Genomic DNA, 17,480 nt, shown 5'->3' on the forward strand with positions numbered 1-17,480 from the left:
AAACCCGCCGGTGAGCTTTTGCGGGAGAGCGGAAATCAAGCAAAAATCAAAGCCAGCATTCCGTCCACCTCCTCCGCAGTAACCACATAGGTAGACGAAGCCACCCATCGCCCGTATAATCGCAGTATCTCGACCGCGAAATTGCAGCTAGATAAGCTAAGTTAGAAGGGGTTAGATGCAAACTGGCAGCAGTTTGCGTCCGCCCCCGTTGCCGGTAAAACAACCGGTATTCAAAAGGGGCACCCAAACCCCGCCGGGTAGGAGCCTAGCGCTGCTATCCAACATCATCGATGGATCTGGCACCAGTTTTGCTGACTGGTCCGCCGCCGAAGGCGAAATCACCCCGCCTTCGCGCCGGGAGAAAGACAAACCTCCGGCACCACTCGGTTCACCTCGCGGCATGTGCCGCGTCCCGAACTTCCCATTCGCAGCGCCGTCACGGCGCCTGTGCGGCGTGGCTATTTCCGCGCGTCGCTCGAACAAGGAGGCGCATCTTCATGATTCAACGTCCTGCCAGGCTGATCGGCAGTCTTGTAGCCATCGGTATCGTCGTCGCGTTGCTGTGTCGCGCGATCGACCCCGGCGCACTCCATCAGTACGCGCCCGATCTGGTCTACTACACGAAGCGACATCTGTTGCTCGTCGGTTATTCCATGGCGCTCGCGTTGCTGGTCGGCATTCCCGCCGGCGTATTGCTGAGCCGTCCCTCGTTCTCGCGTCACGCCGAACGTCTCATGCAGATATTCAACATCGGCAACACGATTCCCTCGCTGGCCGTGCTGGCGATCGCGCTCGGCATCTTCGGTATCGGCGATATTCCGGCGCTCGTGGCGCTGTTTCTCGCGTCGTTGCTGCCCATCACACGCAATGCCTATGAAGGCATGAAGAACGTCTCGCCCGCATTACGCGAGGCCGCGCGCGGCCTCGGCATGACGGGCTGGCAGTCGCTGTTGCGCGTGGAGTTGCCCAACGCCATGCCGATCATCATCGGCGGCGTGCGCACGGCGCTCGCAATCAATGTGGGCAGCGCGCCGCTCGCCTATCTGATCGGCGCGGACAGTCTCGGCACGCTGATCTTTCCCGGCATCTATCTGAACAACCAGCAGCAGCTATTGCTCGGCGCGGCAGCCACCGCGATTCTCGCACTGGTTCTGGACGGCATCGTCTCGACCGGCAGCCGCTACCTGCTCGCGCGACGTGGGGTGACGGCATGACGAATCTGTTCAAGCGCAGCCGCTGGATCGCCGCTGGCGCATTGCTCTTTGCGAGTATTCACGCGAACGCGGCGACGCTCGTACTCGGTGGAAAAAATTTCACCGAGCAGTACGTTCTTACCGAGATCACCTCGCAGTACCTGCGCGCGAAGGGCTACACGATCGACGCCCGCACCGGCCTCGGCAGCACGCTGTTGCGCAGCGCGCAGGAGAACGGTCAGGTGGACATCACGTGGGAATACACCGGCACCGCCGCGATCGTCTACAACAAGATCACCGAGAAGCTCGATCCGAAGACGATGTACGAACGCGTAAAAGCGCTCGATGCAAAACGTGGTCTGATCTGGCTCGACTGCTCGCCGCTGAACAACACGTACGCGCTCGGTTTGCCGGAGCAAGTCGCGCAGCAAACAGGCATCCGCACGATTTCGCAACTCGCGGCGAAGATGGCGGCGGAGCCGAACAAGAAGCACGTGTTCGCAATGGATGCGGAGTTCGCCAATCGACCGGACGGCCTGAAGCCACTCGAAGCCGCCTACGGCATGCAGTTCAGCCGCGAGGAAACGCGTCAGATGGATCCGGGTCTCGTCTACACCGCGTTGCATAACAACCAGGTGCCGATCGGACTGATCTACACGACGGACGGCCGCGTGAAGGGCTTCAACATCACGCCGCTCGAAGACGACCGCCACTACTTCCCCGCGTACAACGCCACACCGGTGGTGCGCAAGACGACGCTTGACCAGAATCCGCAACTCGCGCCGCAATTGAACGCGCTCTCCGACGCGCTCAACAACGACACGATGCTGGAGATGAACAAGCAAGTCGACATCGACGGCAAGCCAGTGCGCGAAGTGGCGGCGGAATTCCTGCGCACGCACAAGCTGCCCTGAGCGGAGATCTTCTTTATGACTGTATTCGACTATCTATCGGCCAACTGGCCTGAATTGCTGCAACTCACCGCGCAACACGTGTGGCTCGTGGGGATCGCGGTGGGCTGCGCGATCGTCGTCGGCGTACCCCTGGGCATCCTGATCAATCGGCACGAGTGGCTCGCCGCGCCGCTGCTGAGCGTGGCGACGGTCGTGCTGACGCTGCCTTCCATCGCGCTATTCGGCTTGATGATTCCCGTGTTTTCGCGCTTCGGCCAGGGCATCGGGGCTGTGCCCGCGATTACCGCGGTGTTCCTCTATTCGCTGCTGCCCATCATGCGCAACACCTACCTCGCGCTGCGCAACGTCGACCCCGGCATCAAGGAAGCGGGCATCGGCATCGGCATGACGGTGTGGCAACGGCTGCGCCTCGTCGATTTACCGCTTGCCGTGCCGGTGATTCTCGGCGGCGTGCGCACGGCGGTGGTGATGAACATCGGCGTGATGACGATCGCCGCGGTCATCGGCGCGGGCGGTCTCGGCACGCTGATCATCCGGGCGATCGGCCAGAGCAACATGATGAAACTGTTGGTGGGCGCCGTTCTCGTGAGCGTGCTCGCGATCGTCGCCGACCTGCTGCTGCAAGCGCTGCAACGCCTGCTGACCCCGAAGGGAGTACACAAGACATGATCGAACTCGACAAACTGACCAAGACGTTTGCGCAGAAGGACGGCCAGCAGATGAAGGCGGTCGACTCGGTGAGCCTGACTGTCGGCGAAGGCGAAATCTGCGTGTTTCTCGGCCCGTCGGGCTGCGGCAAGACCACCACGCTGAAAATGATCAACCGGCTGATCGCGCCGACTTCGGGCCGCGTGCTGATCAACGGCGAGGACACTTCCGGTCTGAACGAAGTCGAATTGCGCCGTCACATCGGCTACGTGATTCAGCAGATCGGGCTGTTCCCCAACATGACGATCGAGGAGAACATCACGGTCGTGCCGCGCCTGCTCGGCTGGGATAAGAAACGTTGCCGCGAACGCGCCACCGAGTTGATGGCGATGGTCGCGCTCGATCCGAAGCAGTATCTGAAGCGCTATCCGCGTGAACTGTCGGGCGGCCAGCAGCAGCGCATCGGCGTGATTCGCGCCTTGGCCGCCGATCCGCCCGTGCTGCTGATGGACGAGCCGTTCGGCGCGGTCGACCCGATCAATCGCGAGTCGATCCAGAACGAGTTTTTCCAGATGCAGCGTCAACTGAACAAGACGGTGATCATGGTGAGCCACGACATCGACGAGGCGATCAAACTCGGCGACCGTGTGGCCGTGTTCCGGCGTGGTCAACTGGTGCAATACGATCATCCGGATACATTGCTGGCACATCCGCGCGACGAGTTCGTCGGTGCGTTCGTCGGTCAGGACAGCACATTGAAGCGCCTCTTGCTGGTGAAGGCCGGCGACGCCGCCACGCAGCCGGAAACCGCGCATGCCGACATGCCGGTCGCGCGCGCCTTCCAGATGATGGACGACAGCGACAGCCGCTACCTGACCATCGTCGATGACAGGCAGCAGGCGCTCGGCTATGTGACGCGCCGCGCGGCGCGCACGGGCCAAGGCGTCTGCGGCGATCATTTGTCCGCGTTCAAGGCGACGGTCGGCGCGGAGGAGCATCTGCGCATCGTGCTGTCGAAGATGTACCAGTTCAATTCGTCATGGATGCCGGTGCTGGATGGCGACGGCCGCTACGTCGGCGAAGTCACGCAGGATTCGATTGCGGACTATCTGAGCTCGGGGCGCTCGCGCCGGCAGACCGGGCAGCCGGCGATCGTGTCGCCTGCTGTTGCCGCTGCGGAAGCGGCGGCCGTGCAGGCTGCGATGGTTCAGCATGGGTGAACTGCGCAATGCCCTGATGCTGCGCGAGCGCGGCGGCGGGAGTCGAGCCAACGCGGACAACCGGTGGCCCTGTTGGTCGATGTCCCTTCTTTGAGTACAAGGGTCATTGAAGACTCCCGTCAGCCTGCGTTACGCCGCCAATTTCTTCGCTCGATTAAACGGAGCCTGGAGCAGAGAGTACACCGGACAGTGTCCGAAACGATCATGCGAGATCAACGGTACGCACGAACTTCAGCAGTTGGTCGCCGACCTCGGCGGCGGCCTCATGTTGTACCCAATGCCCCACGTTATCGAGTTCGAGTCCTCCCACAAGGCCCGGTAAGCCAGCGCGAAGGTCGTCTATGCTAAGCGGATATAAATCTCTCAGACCGTCGGCCTTGCCCCAGATAAAAAACGACGGCTGAACGATCTTCGCGCCCTTCCACGGAGCGGACAGGACGAAATACGGCTCCGCCGCGCGGTAGTAATTCAATCCTCCGTGGAACCCGGTACGCTGAAATTCCGCGATGTTATACGCGACGTAGTCCGTGGACGCCCACGAAGGCAACGGTCCGGGAGCAGTGCGATAAAGGCTCCGAGCCGGATCCATTGGACTCCACTGCTGGCCGGCTGGCGCAGTGCCCGATGCCCAATACAGAATGCCGGGAATGGTGACCGCGGCGTTAGCCCAGATTTCGTCAGCGTCAGGCCGAATCTGCTCGAACATATAGAACTTGTCTTGAAGTCCCGCCTTTCGCATCCTGTCGAAAACACTGACGTCTCCGCGCGGCACGAAAGGGACGCTGAGGCAGAACACCGCCGCGAACCTGTCCGGGCGCATCAACGCCGCGTTCCACGCATGCGTCGCACCCCAGTCATGACCGACGAGGATGGCGCGGGGAATCTCTAGCGCATCGAGCAGGCCGATCAGGTCGCCTGTTGTGTGCAACGGTGTGTAGAGGCTTGCGTCGGCCGGAGCCGAGCTTCGTCCATAACCGCGCATATCCGGGGCAATCGCACGAAAACCCGCCGACGCAATGGCCTTCATCTGCCGCCGCCACGTATAGGCGGTGTCCGGGAAACCGTGGCAGAACAGCACGGCCGGTCCCTCCCCTTGCTCCGTCACATGCAAGGTAATGCCGTTGGTCGCAATGTCGTATTGTTTGATGCCATTGCTGTCGGAGGCGCTCATGTCATTCCACTCCTTTAGTCGATGTGCAGGACCCGATGCGGGTCAATATTCGTTCGTCATGGCTACGACAGCGCCTTCGCCTCGAGCCAGGCGCGGATGGCCTGGACCAGTTCAGCCTTGCGTTCGAGCGGAAGCCAGTGGCCCGCGTCCAGCGTCGCTACCGCCATATCCGTGCAGGCATCTCGCATGGGCTCGCCGAGAACGCTGCGCATGATGTCGCAGATGCCATCCAATTCGCCGTTCACGAACAGCACGGGTTGACTCAGGCGGCCGCTGTCGGGCGCAGTTCGAGCGTAGGCGATGTTGGCATCATCGTTCAGATACCAGGCGTTACCAGGACGAAACCCGGTCAAACGGAACGCATCGACCAGCGCGTCGAAGTCGGCCGTCGGCCAGAGCGTCTCGTCCGGCGCCACCGTCGGCGCACGACGTGCCGAGCCGAACCAGCCGCCATTGCGCGAAACCAGCGCGGAGCGATAGACGCGGCCCACCGACTTCGGGTCTCCAGACCGGTAGATCGCCGCCAGTGTCGCTGGTATGTCGGCATTGAAGTCGGTAACGGTCTGGTCGAAATGCGTCAGATAGAAACGGTAGTAGTCCCATTGCCCGTCCGGATACTGGTCGGCCGGATAGAGCGTCCGGTCGACCAGTGGCAGCAGACTGCGCAACCCGAAGCTCTCGGGCATATACGGAACGGAGACGAACACGATGGCGCGGCTGCGCTTCGCGTGATGCGCAGCAAGCGCCCCGGCCACCGGGCTTCCCAGGTCGTGGCCGACCCATATGGCCGGACTCCCGCCCAGATGGTCATGAAGTTCGACCATGTCGTCGACCACCTCCTTGAGCGCATAGGCATCGGGCGCGCCCGGAGTCGACGAGCCGCCGTATCCGCGCATGTCCGGCGCAATGCAGCGCCAGCCCGTCGACGCGAAAGCTTCGATTTGCGCACGCCACATCAGACCGACCCCGGGCCAGCCGTGCAGGAAGATCATCAATGGCCCGTCGGCGGGGCCGGCCTCCCAATAGCGTGTGGAGTGACGAGGTGAGGCGAAGGTGTGGGCGAGCATGGCAGGAACATTCTCCGATGGACGGTCGTCGGCGGGCGCGGTCTTTGAATTCCACTTGCAGCGTGCATTCGCGAACGTAGCCACACCCGCTTGCCGGCTACGTTGCGAACGGCATTCCGAAAAAGACTAGTACGGAATTCTTATCTATCGCCGCTCAGGATTATGACTATACTCCAGTTCAGATCCGGTGACTGAAGCACTCACCATCTTCCCAATTAATGAATTGAGCGGAGCTTTCAAATGGCTTTTCGTAAATTTTTTATCGCAGGCGCGACTGGTGACACGGGCGGAGCAGCGACAGATACCCTCTTGGCTGCAGGCGAACAGGTACGAACCCTGGTGCGACGCGAGGACGCCCGTTCAGAACGGCTGCGCTCGCGAGGCGTCGAGGTGCTGGTTGGCGACCTCTCGGATATCGACGACGTCGCACGCGCTCTTCAAGGGATCTCATCAGCCTATTTCGTTTATCCGATCGAGGCCGGTGGGATAGCGGCCAGCGCTTCGTTTGCACAGGCCGCCCGTGAGACCGGAATCGAATCGATTGTGAACATGTCGCAGATTTCGGCTCGCCGTGAAGCGAAAAGCCATGCCGCGCGAGACCACTGGATCTCGGAACAGGTGTTCGACTGGGCCGGCACGCCGGTCACACATCTGCGCCCCACGTTCTTCGCTCAATGGTTGACCTACCCGGGTCAAGTCGCGTCCATCAAAAAAGACGGGATGCTGCGTCTGCCCTTTGGCGAAGGGCGCCATGCGCCGATTGCAGCCGAGGATCAGGGTCGCGTGATTGCCGCGATCCTTCGCGATCCGGCGCCGCACGCGGGCAAGGTCTATCCGCTCTACGGGCCGGTCGAGATGAATCACCATGAGATTGCGGCCGAGATGAGCCAGGCGTTGGGTAGGACGGTCACGTATCAACCGGTCGATCTCGACCTGTTCAAAAAACGGCTGGATACCGATGCAAAATTCAGTGACACGTTCACGCAGCATCTGCTGTCGGTTGCCGTCGATTACCAGGAAGGCGTTTTTGCCGGCACCAATTCCTTCATCGAGGAATTGACCGGCACGCCGCCAATGACGGTACAGGTGTTTATCAGGAAGCACGCGGCACGGTTCGCCTGACCGCGATTCCACAGCAGAGAAGACGAACAAAACAGGAGCTTGTCATGCAGTCCTCCCACATCGATGCAGCCAGTGAGATCGCGACCGAGGAATACCTCACCAATCCCGTCTGGATCGCTCTGAGCGAAGCGCCTCCAGCCTTCATCGAGCGCCGCGAAGGCGGTGCCCGGTATCTCCCGGAATTTGCGCCGTTCGGGGCCGCACGGAATTACTCGGCGCAAAGCGTCTCGCAAGTTGCAGCGATGCTCCAGCCGGGACAGCGCCTATCATTTTTCACGGCGGGCAAGCCGGACTTGCCGTCTGGCTTCGACGTCGCGCGCGAGGCTGTCGCCAATCAGATGGTTGCCGCCAACAGGTTCACCGTATCGTCCGACGAGCGGATCGTGCGACTCGGCGTCGACGACACACCTGATATGCTCCGACTCGCCGAGCTAACGGAACCCGGACCATTCAACGCCCGGACCAACGAACTAGGTCACTTCTTTGGCATCAGGGAGGGCGGCCAGCTGGTGGCGATGGCGGGCGAACGAATGACTGCCGGGAAGTACGTCGAAATCAGCGCCGTGTGCACGCACCCGGAATGGCGTGGCCGAGGGCTGGGCCGGCTGTTGATGGAGCATCTGTCGGCAACCATCCAGGAACGCGACAGAGTGCCGTTCCTTCATGTGTTCACCAATAATCTTTCCGCCGTTCGTCTGTATCGGGAGCTCGGCTTTCGCATTGCCAGGACTTTGCAACTGACGGCAATTGTGAGGTCGTCGGGCGACGCGAGCTAACCGCTGCTGCGGGAGCACCGGTCGAACGGCATTGCAGATTGACTCACAGCACAATACATCTTTGAGACTGAAAAATGGGGCACTCACAAGCTGACAAACTCGCCACGCATCAGCGGATTGTGCAGGTCGCCGCATGTCGTTTCCGCGAGCGTGGCATTGATGGGGTTAGTGTCGGCGACATCATGAAAGAAGCTGGCTTGACTGTTGGCGGCTTCTACAAGCATTTCGAGTCACGCGATACGCTTGTGACCGAGGCTTTCATCATGGCGCTGCAGGACATCGAGCATTTCCAGGCCGCGCTCAAGACGGCGCCTGAGCGCGCAATAAGCACATATGTGTCGGAAAGCCATCGGGACAACCTGGGCAGAGGTTGCCCAATTTCAGCGTTAGTCAACGACGTACCGCGCGCGCCCGAAGCAACCCGCGAGGCATTCACTGAACGTGTCAGTGAGATCATCGCTTCGCTCGCACAGTCTTTGCCGGATACAGAAGACGCCCATGCTAAAGCGGTGATGATCTTCAGCACCTGCGTGGGTTCAATAGCGCTCGCTCGCGCCGTGAATGATCCGCGTCTGTCGAACAGGATAATCGAAGGAGCGCTGGCGGGGATGCTCAAGATGTACGAATGAAGTCGATCAGCGGAAAAGGATGATTCGCTGGCTGCGACCATAAGCCGGTTGATGCAGCAGAGCGGACGCTCGAATGTCTGCGCGAATCAGCGGCTGGAAGGCCGCAGTTGGCCGTACGCGGTCCGATGTGGTCGGCCGTAGTCTCGACACTCGACTTGCTCGGACGGCCACTTCCACCCTCACAGATACATAAATTTCCTAACCGTTATCTTGCCATTTAGCCGGCCTGTTGCATATTCGACAGGCACAGTGGTGCCGCTCTTCGCTCGTTCCAGAATCCACGGGATTGGCCGATACACAGTCTTCCGACCGTCGATGATCAGATCAAGGACTTCATAGTCCTTTACGTACACCCGCATGACGGCACGTCCTCGGCTTTGCCATTCCCAATGTGCAGGAACAGTACGCTTTGTCACATTGGCCTCACCAACTCGGGGCTCGATGCCTACGTGGTTGATAATCTCGTAGACCAGCGTACCGATTATGAAAACTACGACGACGTAGTAAAACGAAACGACGACGCCGGCGGCGACACCCGCATTCTCAAATGCGCGAAATGGGAGCAATAGAAGACTTGCGAAATGCATGTCTAATTCATGCCCGAGCATCAAGTGACTACACCGTCTCTACGGCAACTGAGCGTGAAACTTGATAGGCCGACTAGGCGACCGCTTTCGGAGATGCAGCAGTCGCTTGAATGTCTGGCCGAAGCTTCCTGTGACCGTCGCTTCCTGGCCGGCTGCAGAAGTCCCGCCGCCGCTGGTCGATCGCCGGTCGCGCGGCTTCGTCGAACTTCCGTAGCCGAACCAGCTGCGGGCCACGGCGTTGACTCGGTCCTATGCGCCGCCGCCGTTCTCACCACCCTAGGCGCGCTTTCGAATACCTCGACGTGGGCGAAGATGGTTTGATAGAACGCGAGGACCATGTGCTGACCGTCGCGCGCCGGTGTGCTTATCGCATCCGCGCGAAAGGCAGACAGCACCGTATCCGCGCATACGCTTATGCGCTTCGAATCATCTGAGTGATTCAACATTTAAAAATGATTTTTTATCAATATATTTACGATTTTTCTATGCGAGGATAAAGCGCCAATCTCTTACACATGCGCGACTGCCCATCAATCGGCATGCGCGCGAATACGCGCCGGACATGCCGCCGGCAAGCGCTTCGCACCTCGCAAGGAAATACCGTCGTGACATTGTTCTCTCGCCTGGGTGTGGCCGCTGTTATCTTCAGCAGCCTTATTCCACTGAATTCATCAGCGCAATCGCAACTCAATTACACCACTTCATGGATCGGCAATAGTTTTGGTTTCGGCGACGGCAAGTGGATGCAGCAGGATATTCAGGCCATCAGCGTCGGCGCAGACGGCACCGTGTACACCAACGCGCCTTGGGACGAGAGCGGCAGTGAAATCGCCGCTTATCGCGCGGGCGACAAGATCGGCGTAGCCGGCTCGACGCACGGCTGGGGCGCGGCCGGTGGCGACGCGGTCGCGGTCAATCACACGTACCTGTATGCGGCGATGTCGATCGGCAACGAAAGTAACGCCCTGGTCGGGGCGGACTATCCCGCAGCCAGTCTGACCTGGTACGGCATCACGCGCCGCACGCTCGCCAATCTGGCGACCGGCGCGCCTTTCAGCGGTGGCATCGGCAATAGTGCCAATGCGACGAAGAACAGCTTTCTGCCGCTCGAGACGGTAGCCACCGGCAACGACGCGGGCATTCGTGGCATGGCCGCGACCGACAGCGAACTGTACGTGGCCGATACCTACGCGAACCGGCTCGTCGTGTTCGACGCGAATTCGATGCAGCGTTTGCGCTCGTGGAATGTGACGTCGCCAGGACGCATTGCGGTGGACACCGATTCGACACTATGGGTGATGAGCGGTATTTCATCCGGAAACCTAACTATTCAGCACTACACCGCGAATGGCACCGCGCTCGCCGGCACATTGACGCTGCCCGGGGGCGCCGTGCCGGCCGACATCGCCGTTACGCCGGCCGGGCAAATCCTCGTTGCGGACAATGGCCCGTCGCAGCGGATTCTCGTCTTTAATAAAGACGGCAACGGTCAACCGCAAGCGGCCGCGCCCATCGGCACGCGCAACGGCATCTTTCACCCGGTCAAGGGTGTACCGGGCAATTGGCGCTTCAACGGCGTGACGGGCATCGGTGTCGATCCTGCGGGCAATCTGTACGTCGCGCAGAATGGCGAAGGGCCGCGGCCGGTCGGATCGGCATCGGTCGGACAAGGCGCGGTGCTCGAAAGCTACGTGTACAGTTCGCACGCCCTCAATTGGCGCCTGTACGGTCTGACGTTCGTCGATAGCGCCGCGTTCGATCCCGCCACGCCCAGCTCCGTCTACACCGGCTCCAAGCGCTTCACGCTCGACTACAACCAACCCGTCGGCCGCGAATGGTCGTATGCGGGTTTCACGCTGGATCGTTTCGACTATCCGGACGATCCCGCGTTTCATCAGCCGCGAGGCGTGCGCGGCGAGCCGATGGTGCGTCGAATCAACGGTCAGCGGTTTCTCTACACGCTGGATCCCGGCGCGCATTATCTGAACGTTTATCGCTTCGACGCCGCACACGGTGAAATGGCAATTCCATCCGGCCTGCTCGCGCAAAATCCGCTGCCGGGCACATGGCCCGCCGCGCAGCCCGCGTATGGCGAATGGCTGTGGCGCGACAGCAATGGCAACGGCAGCGTCGACGCCAGCGAGATCAGCAGCAATCCGTCGACCGGCAGCACGGTCGGCAACGGCTTCTGGTGGGTCGACGCGCCGGGCAATGTCTGGCTCGCCACGCCGCTGAGCGGCATCCGTGAAATGCCGTTGCAAGGTCTCGATCCCGCCGGCAATCCGATCTACACATACGCCAGCTCGAAGATGTTCGCGATGCCGCAACCGTTCACGCGGATCGCGCGGATCGTCTACATCGCGGCGACCGACACCATGTATATCTCCGGCTTCACAAGCGCGATTCCATGGGATGCGACGCATTGGAAAGAGGCGGGCCCGGTGCTCGCGCGTTATGACAACTGGAGCTCCGGTACGCCGACGCAGCAGTACACGATCTCGCTGCCCTGGAACACGCAAAGCAATCCGCAAACGACGACCGTGGGCGTCGCGGTGGCGGGCAATTACATCTTCGTAGCGGAGCTGTACACGCAGAGGGTGGATGTCTACGATGCGCGTACCGGCCAGGTGGCCGGCTACATGACGCCGGGCGCGAGCGTCGGCAACACGAGCGGCTGGGTGGACGTGTATCTTGGTATCAGCGCGGTGCAACGCGACAATGGCGAGTATGTCGTGCTACTCGAGGACGATGCCCGCGCAAAAATTCTGATGTATCGATGGACGCCTTGACGCCGGTCGCATGCGTGCAGATCACGAATAGACGGCAACGCACGATCGGTATATAACAACATGCAAGGATGGCTTGTTCACCGCTGCATCAACAGGAGCGAAGTTTCATCATGACGCAAGACGTAACGCCTAAGCCACCCACGGGCGACCGGCCCGATCTGGAAAACCTCGACGCAGCGCTCAGTCACGTCGATCAGCAGGTTTCGTCGGGCAGCATTGCCTCCGGCGCCGCGAAGGGCATTCTGTATAGCCTGATCGAAACGCTCGGCACATTCGTCGGCGATCCTGATCTGCCGGAGCATGCGCGTTCGGGTTACGAAGGTCTGCTGGAAGCCGCTCGCGAACTGCGCGCGAAACTGGATCACTAAAGGCGGCTGCGCGTCGCCGGTGGGCGGTGCGAGTCACATCGGCATGCCTGCCGGTGCCGACTGCCGTTGCTCCGGTTGGGGGTGACGGCATCACGCGTCGCGATTCGTCATCGTTATTGGCTGCTGCATTTCGGCGCGGCCGCTGTCTATGCTAAAACGGCGCACTGTCCCCAACATTGCGCCTTTTTTTATGCTCTTCGTGTCTGCGATCGCGCTGCTCGCCATCGGCATTGTCGTCGTGCTGATTACGCCCGGCCCCACCAATACGCTGCTCGCGGCGGCCGGCTTGCAGCAGGGTGTGCGGCGCTGCATTGAGTGCGACGTTGGTGCGGCGGTCAGGCCGCCACACTGTCGCCCAAAGTGTCGCCGACGTCTAACGCGTCGAGCCATTCCGGCGGCGCGGATGTGATTTCCAGCTGCGGGGTGCCATGCCAGTCCGCGCAGCGTTGCAACGCGCGCCGCAGATCGCCGGCGAGACGCGCGCTCAGACGCACGCCCGGTTCGATGTGCAGCGACTTCAGTTCGAACACGCCTTGAGTGCGGTGCGCTTTCGCATCCACGCGGCCGACAAGACGGCCGCGACTCAGCAGCGGCAAAACGAAGTAACCATATTTGCGCTTTGGCGCGGGCGTGTAGCATTCGATCGCGTAGTCGAAGTCGAACAGCGCCGCTGCGCGCTTGCGATCCCACACCACCGGATCGAACGGCGACAACACCGTGGTGACCGTCGAGGTGAGTTTGCCGCTCGCGGCATCGTCGAGTATCGCGGCGAAGTCTTGATGCACGTACGTGTCCTGCTTCCACCCTTCCACGCTTACCGGAATCAACTCGCCCTGGTCGGCGAGCGCGCGCAGTTCGTCTCGATACGGGCGACGCGGCATACGGTAGTAATCGGCGACCCAGTCGGCGCGCGCGACGCCGAGCGCGCGGCACGTGCGGCGTAACACGGCGTCCGTCAGGGTGTGCGCGGGCGGCAGATCGCGCGCGTCATCCCAACCCGGCAGGACGCGCTCGGTCAGATCGTAGACGCGGTGAAAATTGCGCCGCTCGGCCACCATCAATTGCCCGATTGCGAACAGCACTTCCAGGTGACGTTTCTCCGGCTTCCAGTCCCACCAGCCGTTGCCCTTGCCCGCCTCGCGGGCAAAATCCGCGGAGCGCACCGGTCCCGTCGCGCGAATGTGCGCAAGCAGCTTGTCAATCTCCTTGCGATGCTTCTTGTGCCACTCGGCCGCGTATTTCCAACCCATCCCGCTTGGATCGAGCATGCGATGGCGCAGCAGGCCGTAGTCTTCTATCGGCACGAAACAGGCTTCATGCGACCAGTATTCGAATAGCTTGCCTTCGGCGAGATGTTCGTCGAGCCATTGCGGCGGATAAGCGCCGAGCCGGCTGAACAACACAAGATAGGGACTGCGCGCGACCACGTGGATCGTGTCGATCTGCAATTGCGCCATGCGGCGGATCGAGTCGAGCACGTCGGCCTTGAGGGCTTTGCGGCGGGGCGGCGTCAGCAAACCTTGCGCGGCCAGATGCAGAGTGCGGGCGGCGGAAAGCGAAAGAGTCTTCACGCGGGCGTCGATCAGTGAGTGACTGCGAAGGGAAGGGCACGAGGCCCGGCCTGGATCAGCAGTCGCTACTGTAGCGTGAAGCGCCCGAACTTGCCTTTACCAGCCGCGCCCGTGATGCCGATCCCAGCCGCGATGACGGCCATGATCGTGATGCCAGTGGCGGCGGCCGCGATAGTCGTCGTCCCGGTAGCCGTAACCGTAGACCGGTTGGGGCGCGTAGACGACTGGTGGTGGCGCGTAGACGGGCGGCGCGGCATACACCGGACCCGGCGTATTGACGAACACGCCGACGTCCACCCGCGCCGAGGCGGCAGTCGATGCGCAGGCGGCGGCAAGGCCGAAGGCGGCGAAAACAATCGCGCGTTGGAACATGCTTGTCTCCTGTCGAATAGCTGACAGAGATATTACGAGACAGAAAGGCAAGCAGGTGCAACCAGTTGAAGGTGTGTGTAACAGCAGGTTACCCGCCGGCGGTTGCAAGGCCGACGGGCATTTCAGATCATCTAGTTCATTCAGGCGCCCAGCGCGACCGCTTCTCCCGCCGACACCGCCAGCAGTTGATGGATCTGCGCGACCACGGCGGCGCCTTCGCCGACGGCCGCGGCCACGCGTTTGGTCGAGCCGGCGCGCGCGTCGCCGATTGCGTACACGCTTTCGACCGTCGTCGCGAGATCGCAGGCCGACGCGCCGTCGGCGCTCGTCCCGGTCAGTACGAAGCCTTTCTCGTCGAGTTCCACGCCGCAGGTGCGCAGCCAGTCGGTATTCGGGTCCGCACCGGTGAAAAGGAACAGATGGCGCGTGTCGAAATGATCGGTGCCGTCGGGCAGCGGTTTTTTCAGCGCGACCGACGACAAACCGCTGTCGTCCGAATCAAGCCGGCCGATCTCCGAATTCGGATGCACGAACACGTTCGGCAATGAGCGGATCCGGTCGATCAGATAGCGCGACATGGTGGCTTCGAAACCGCTGCGCCGGATCAGTACGTGGACCTTGGCCGCGTGCGTCGCCAGATAGACGATCGCCTGGCCCGCCGAGTTGCCGCCGCCCACCAGCACGACTTCCTGGCGCTTGCACAGCTTGGCTTCCACCGGCGAAGCCCAGTAATAGACGCCGCGCCCTTCGAAACGGTCGAGCCCTTCGAGCGCAGGACGCCGGTAGACCGCGCCGCTCGCGATCACAATCGCGCGCGCCGTGATGTGTCCGCCGCACTTCAGTTCCAGCCGATGCGGCCGGTCCGCGCAATGCAGCGCCTTCACATTGACCGGAATCGCGACGTGCGCGCCGAATTTCTGCGCCTGCACGAACGCGCGGCCCGCCAGCGCCTGGCCGGAGATGCCGGTTGGAAAGCCGAGGTAGTTTTCGATCCGCGAGCTCGCGCCGGCCTGGCCGCCCGGCGCGCGGCTGTCGAGCACGATCACCGACAGGCCTTCGGAGGCCGCGTACACCGCAGTGGCGAGCCCAGCCGGTCCGGCGCCGACGATCGCGACGTCGTACACATGCGCATCGTCGAGATCGGGCAGCAAGCCCAGGCACGTGGCGAGTTCCGGCATGCTCGGGTGCCGCAGCACCGAGCCGTCCGGACAGATCACCAGCGGCATGTCTTCCTTTTGCGCGGCGAATTGCTCGATCAGACGCAGCGCGTCTTCGTCGCGTTCGTCGATCACGGAATGCGGATGTCCGTTGCGCGACAGGAAGCCTTGCAGCATGACGAGCCGCGCGTCGTTGCTGTTGCCGATCAGGATCGGCCCGCCCGCGCCCTTTTCGATCAGCGACACGCGCCGCAGGATCAGTGCGCGCATGATGCGCTCGCCGAGTTCCGCTTCGGCAACGATCAGCGCGCGCAGCCGCTCCGGCGGAATCAGCAACGCTTCCACCGGACCGATCGCCATGCCGTTGACCAGCGCGGGCCGACCAGACAGTTGACCGACTTCGGCAAGGAAATGCCCGGCGCCATGTTCGTTGATCAGCACTTCGCGCCCAATGCCGTCGCGCTGATACACCTTCACGCGTCCTTCGAGCACCACGAACATGCCGGGACCGGTGCGGCCGGTCTCGAACAACAGTTCACCGGACTTCCAGTGGCCGATCTCGCCGAACTTGCGCAGACGGCCGATTTCGGCACACGTGAGCGCGGGGAACATCTGATGCATGCGCGTCGAGAGCGACGAAAACGGCGCGTCGGCGACGACGTCTGGTTGTGGCACGTCCGGTTGCTGCACTTCAGGTTCTTGAGTCGAAAGCATTGAACCGCTCCTTCGGTGTTCATTGATGGATCGAACGAGAGGCGAAGCGGCGCGGCGCCCGAAGGCGCGAATCACGATGCGCTGCTTGCGCTACACGGCCTTCGGCGCGACGCCTTCGACCGCCACTTCGGGCGGCGGCATGTCGGGCAGCGATTCCACCGGCTTGCCCGAGTCGCGCCAGGCTTCCATGCCACCGCGCAGCGGCAGCACGTCGGAGAAGCCGGCTTCGTTCAATTGCTTGGCCATCCATGCCGCGGAAATCTCATTCGGGCAGGAACAGTAGATCACCAGCTTCTGATCGTGCGGATAGGTCGCGACGATCTCGTCGAGTTGCCGCTCGTCGGCGAATTGCGAGCCCGGAATGATGAACGGATCGAGCGCGCGCTTCTCGTGCGAACGGATATCGAACAGCACCGGCGTTTTGCCGGCCGTCACGAGCGACGCCAGTTCGTCGACTTCGATGCGCGCGGTCGCGAGCTTCGAAATCAGCTGACGCCGGCGGATCCAGCGATACGCGGCATACGCCAGCAACAGGCCGACGGCGACCAGCGCGGCTGTGCGCCCAAGGCGCCCGGCGAGCGCAAACAGCATGTCGATCTGCTTGGCGAACAACGCACCGATGATCAGGCCGGTGCCCGACCACAATGCAGCGCCGATGCTGTCATACGTGAGGAAGGTGCGGTAGCGCGTGCCCATGGCGCCCGCCATCGGGATCGACACGATCGACAATCCCGGCACGAACTTGGCCACCGCCAGCACGCGCACGCCCCAGCGGCCGAAAAAGCGCTCGGTCTTTTTCACGCAGGTGTCACGCGAGAGCGACAGCCGGCAAATCGTTTTGAGCGTATTGCCGCCATACATGCGGCCGGCCAAATACCACGCGCTGTCGCCGATCAGCGTGGCGAATATCGACAGGATGAGCACCGGCGCCAACTGCGTGCCCACAGAACCGGGATGCATGGCGGCCATCGCCCCGAACAGCACGAGCGACGGCATGGCCGGAACCGGCAGCCCGATCGAGGCGGCGAGCACGTTTACGAACACGAGCGCCGGCCCATATTGCTCGACGAGATCATGTAGCATCGGCTTACATCCGCGGCCCTTTCGGGCGCGGCGCAGGTAGGAAATGCAAAGGAGAATGCAAGGATTATGGACGCATTTTCAAGACGTGCAAACGCCCTG

16 protein-coding genes and 1 pseudogene are annotated in these 17,480 nt (G+C 61.9%); 10 read left to right on the forward strand and 7 right to left on the reverse strand.

Annotated features, from left to right (window positions below; translation table 11 throughout):
- Window positions 1–497: 497 nt before the first annotated feature.
- Genes B0G71_RS31410 through B0G71_RS31425 form a run of 4 tightly spaced genes read left to right on the forward strand, consistent with a single transcriptional unit; the run spans window position 498 to window position 3,975 of the window.
- The gene (locus B0G71_RS31410) at window positions 498–1,214 is read left to right on the forward strand and encodes an ABC transporter permease (protein WP_116146687.1); all 717 of its coding nucleotides are present in this window, start codon (window positions 498–500) and stop codon (window positions 1,212–1,214) included.
- The gene (locus B0G71_RS31415; protein WP_116146689.1) at window positions 1,211–2,107 is read left to right on the forward strand and encodes a glycine betaine ABC transporter substrate-binding protein; all 897 of its coding nucleotides are present in this window, start codon (window positions 1,211–1,213) and stop codon (window positions 2,105–2,107) included. Before B0G71_RS31410 ends, B0G71_RS31415 begins: the two co-directional genes overlap by 4 nt.
- Window positions 2,108–2,122: 15 nt before the next feature.
- The gene (locus tag B0G71_RS31420; RefSeq protein WP_116146691.1) at window positions 2,123–2,776 is read left to right on the forward strand and encodes an ABC transporter permease; all 654 of its coding nucleotides are present in this window, start codon (window positions 2,123–2,125) and stop codon (window positions 2,774–2,776) included.
- A complete protein-coding gene (locus B0G71_RS31425) occupies window positions 2,773–3,975 on the forward strand; it encodes a betaine/proline/choline family ABC transporter ATP-binding protein (protein ID WP_116146693.1) in 1,203 nt (400 codons plus the stop codon). The genes B0G71_RS31420 and B0G71_RS31425 overlap by 4 nt, the downstream gene beginning before the upstream one ends.
- 202 nt (window positions 3,976–4,177) lie before the next feature.
- Here B0G71_RS31425 and B0G71_RS31430 read toward each other — a convergent pair whose 3' ends face one another.
- Window positions 4,178–5,146 (reverse strand): alpha/beta fold hydrolase, encoded by a 969-nt coding sequence (locus B0G71_RS31430; RefSeq protein WP_116146695.1) that lies wholly within the window; start codon window positions 5,144–5,146, stop codon window positions 4,178–4,180.
- A 62-nt stretch (window positions 5,147–5,208) separates the two neighbouring features.
- A complete protein-coding gene (locus B0G71_RS31435; RefSeq protein ID WP_116146697.1) occupies window positions 5,209–6,213 on the reverse strand; it encodes an alpha/beta hydrolase in 1,005 nt (334 codons plus the stop codon).
- 240 nt (window positions 6,214–6,453) lie between these two features.
- Between B0G71_RS31435 and B0G71_RS31440 the strand changes: the two genes are divergently transcribed.
- The 3 genes from B0G71_RS31440 (at window position 6,454) to B0G71_RS31450 (ending at window position 8,740) form a co-directional block, all read left to right on the forward strand.
- Window positions 6,454–7,335, forward strand: a complete 882-nt coding sequence (locus B0G71_RS31440) for an NmrA family NAD(P)-binding protein (protein WP_116146699.1) — start codon at window positions 6,454–6,456, stop codon at window positions 7,333–7,335.
- Window positions 7,336–7,379: 44 nt separating this feature from the next.
- Entirely contained in the window at window positions 7,380–8,111 is a 732-nt protein-coding gene (locus tag B0G71_RS31445; protein ID WP_116146701.1) for a GNAT family N-acetyltransferase, read from the forward strand.
- A gap of 74 nt (window positions 8,112–8,185) precedes the next feature.
- Window positions 8,186–8,740 carry a TetR/AcrR family transcriptional regulator gene (locus B0G71_RS31450; protein ID WP_116146703.1) on the forward strand — a complete coding sequence of 185 codons (555 nt, stop codon included), beginning with the start codon at window positions 8,186–8,188 and terminating at the stop codon, window positions 8,738–8,740.
- Between the two features lie 179 nt (window positions 8,741–8,919).
- Here the strand turns inward: B0G71_RS31450 and B0G71_RS31455 are convergent, their stop codons facing one another.
- Window positions 8,920–9,327 carry a hypothetical protein gene (locus B0G71_RS31455; protein WP_116146704.1) on the reverse strand — a complete coding sequence of 136 codons (408 nt, stop codon included), beginning with the start codon at window positions 9,325–9,327 and terminating at the stop codon, window positions 8,920–8,922.
- A 605-nt stretch (window positions 9,328–9,932) separates the two neighbouring features.
- Here B0G71_RS31455 and B0G71_RS31460 point away from each other — a divergent pair.
- The 3 genes and pseudogenes from B0G71_RS31460 to B0G71_RS42560 form a co-directional block, all read left to right on the forward strand.
- A complete protein-coding gene (locus B0G71_RS31460) occupies window positions 9,933–12,116 on the forward strand; it encodes a hypothetical protein (protein WP_116149039.1) in 2,184 nt (727 codons plus the stop codon).
- Between the two features lie 110 nt (window positions 12,117–12,226).
- Window positions 12,227–12,484, forward strand: a complete 258-nt coding sequence (locus tag B0G71_RS31465) for a hypothetical protein (protein WP_012428738.1) — start codon at window positions 12,227–12,229, stop codon at window positions 12,482–12,484.
- 190 nt (window positions 12,485–12,674) lie between these two features.
- Window positions 12,675–12,797, forward strand: a pseudogene (locus tag B0G71_RS42560) (LysE family translocator); the annotation flags it as partial.
- Between the two features lie 22 nt (window positions 12,798–12,819).
- On the opposite strand, the gene B0G71_RS31475 reads toward B0G71_RS42560, so the two are convergent.
- From B0G71_RS31475 to B0G71_RS31490, 4 genes are all read right to left on the reverse strand, one after another.
- On the reverse strand, window positions 12,820–14,055 hold the full coding sequence (locus B0G71_RS31475; protein WP_116146706.1) for a winged helix-turn-helix domain-containing protein: 1,236 nt from the start codon (window positions 14,053–14,055) through the stop codon (window positions 12,820–12,822).
- 96 nt (window positions 14,056–14,151) lie between these two features.
- The gene (locus tag B0G71_RS31480; RefSeq protein WP_116146708.1) at window positions 14,152–14,427 is read right to left on the reverse strand and encodes a hypothetical protein; all 276 of its coding nucleotides are present in this window, start codon (window positions 14,425–14,427) and stop codon (window positions 14,152–14,154) included.
- Window positions 14,428–14,567: 140 nt separating this feature from the next.
- On the reverse strand, window positions 14,568–16,298 hold the full coding sequence (locus B0G71_RS31485; protein ID WP_116146710.1) for an FAD-dependent oxidoreductase: 1,731 nt from the start codon (window positions 16,296–16,298) through the stop codon (window positions 14,568–14,570).
- Between the two features lie 90 nt (window positions 16,299–16,388).
- Entirely contained in the window at window positions 16,389–17,381 is a 993-nt protein-coding gene (locus B0G71_RS31490) for a DedA family protein/thiosulfate sulfurtransferase GlpE (RefSeq protein WP_106281617.1), read from the reverse strand.
- Window positions 17,382–17,480 lie beyond the last annotated feature (99 nt).

The sequence above is a fragment of the Paraburkholderia sp. BL27I4N3 genome (assembly GCF_003386115.1).
Classification (GTDB): Bacteria; Pseudomonadota; Gammaproteobacteria; order Burkholderiales; family Burkholderiaceae; genus Paraburkholderia.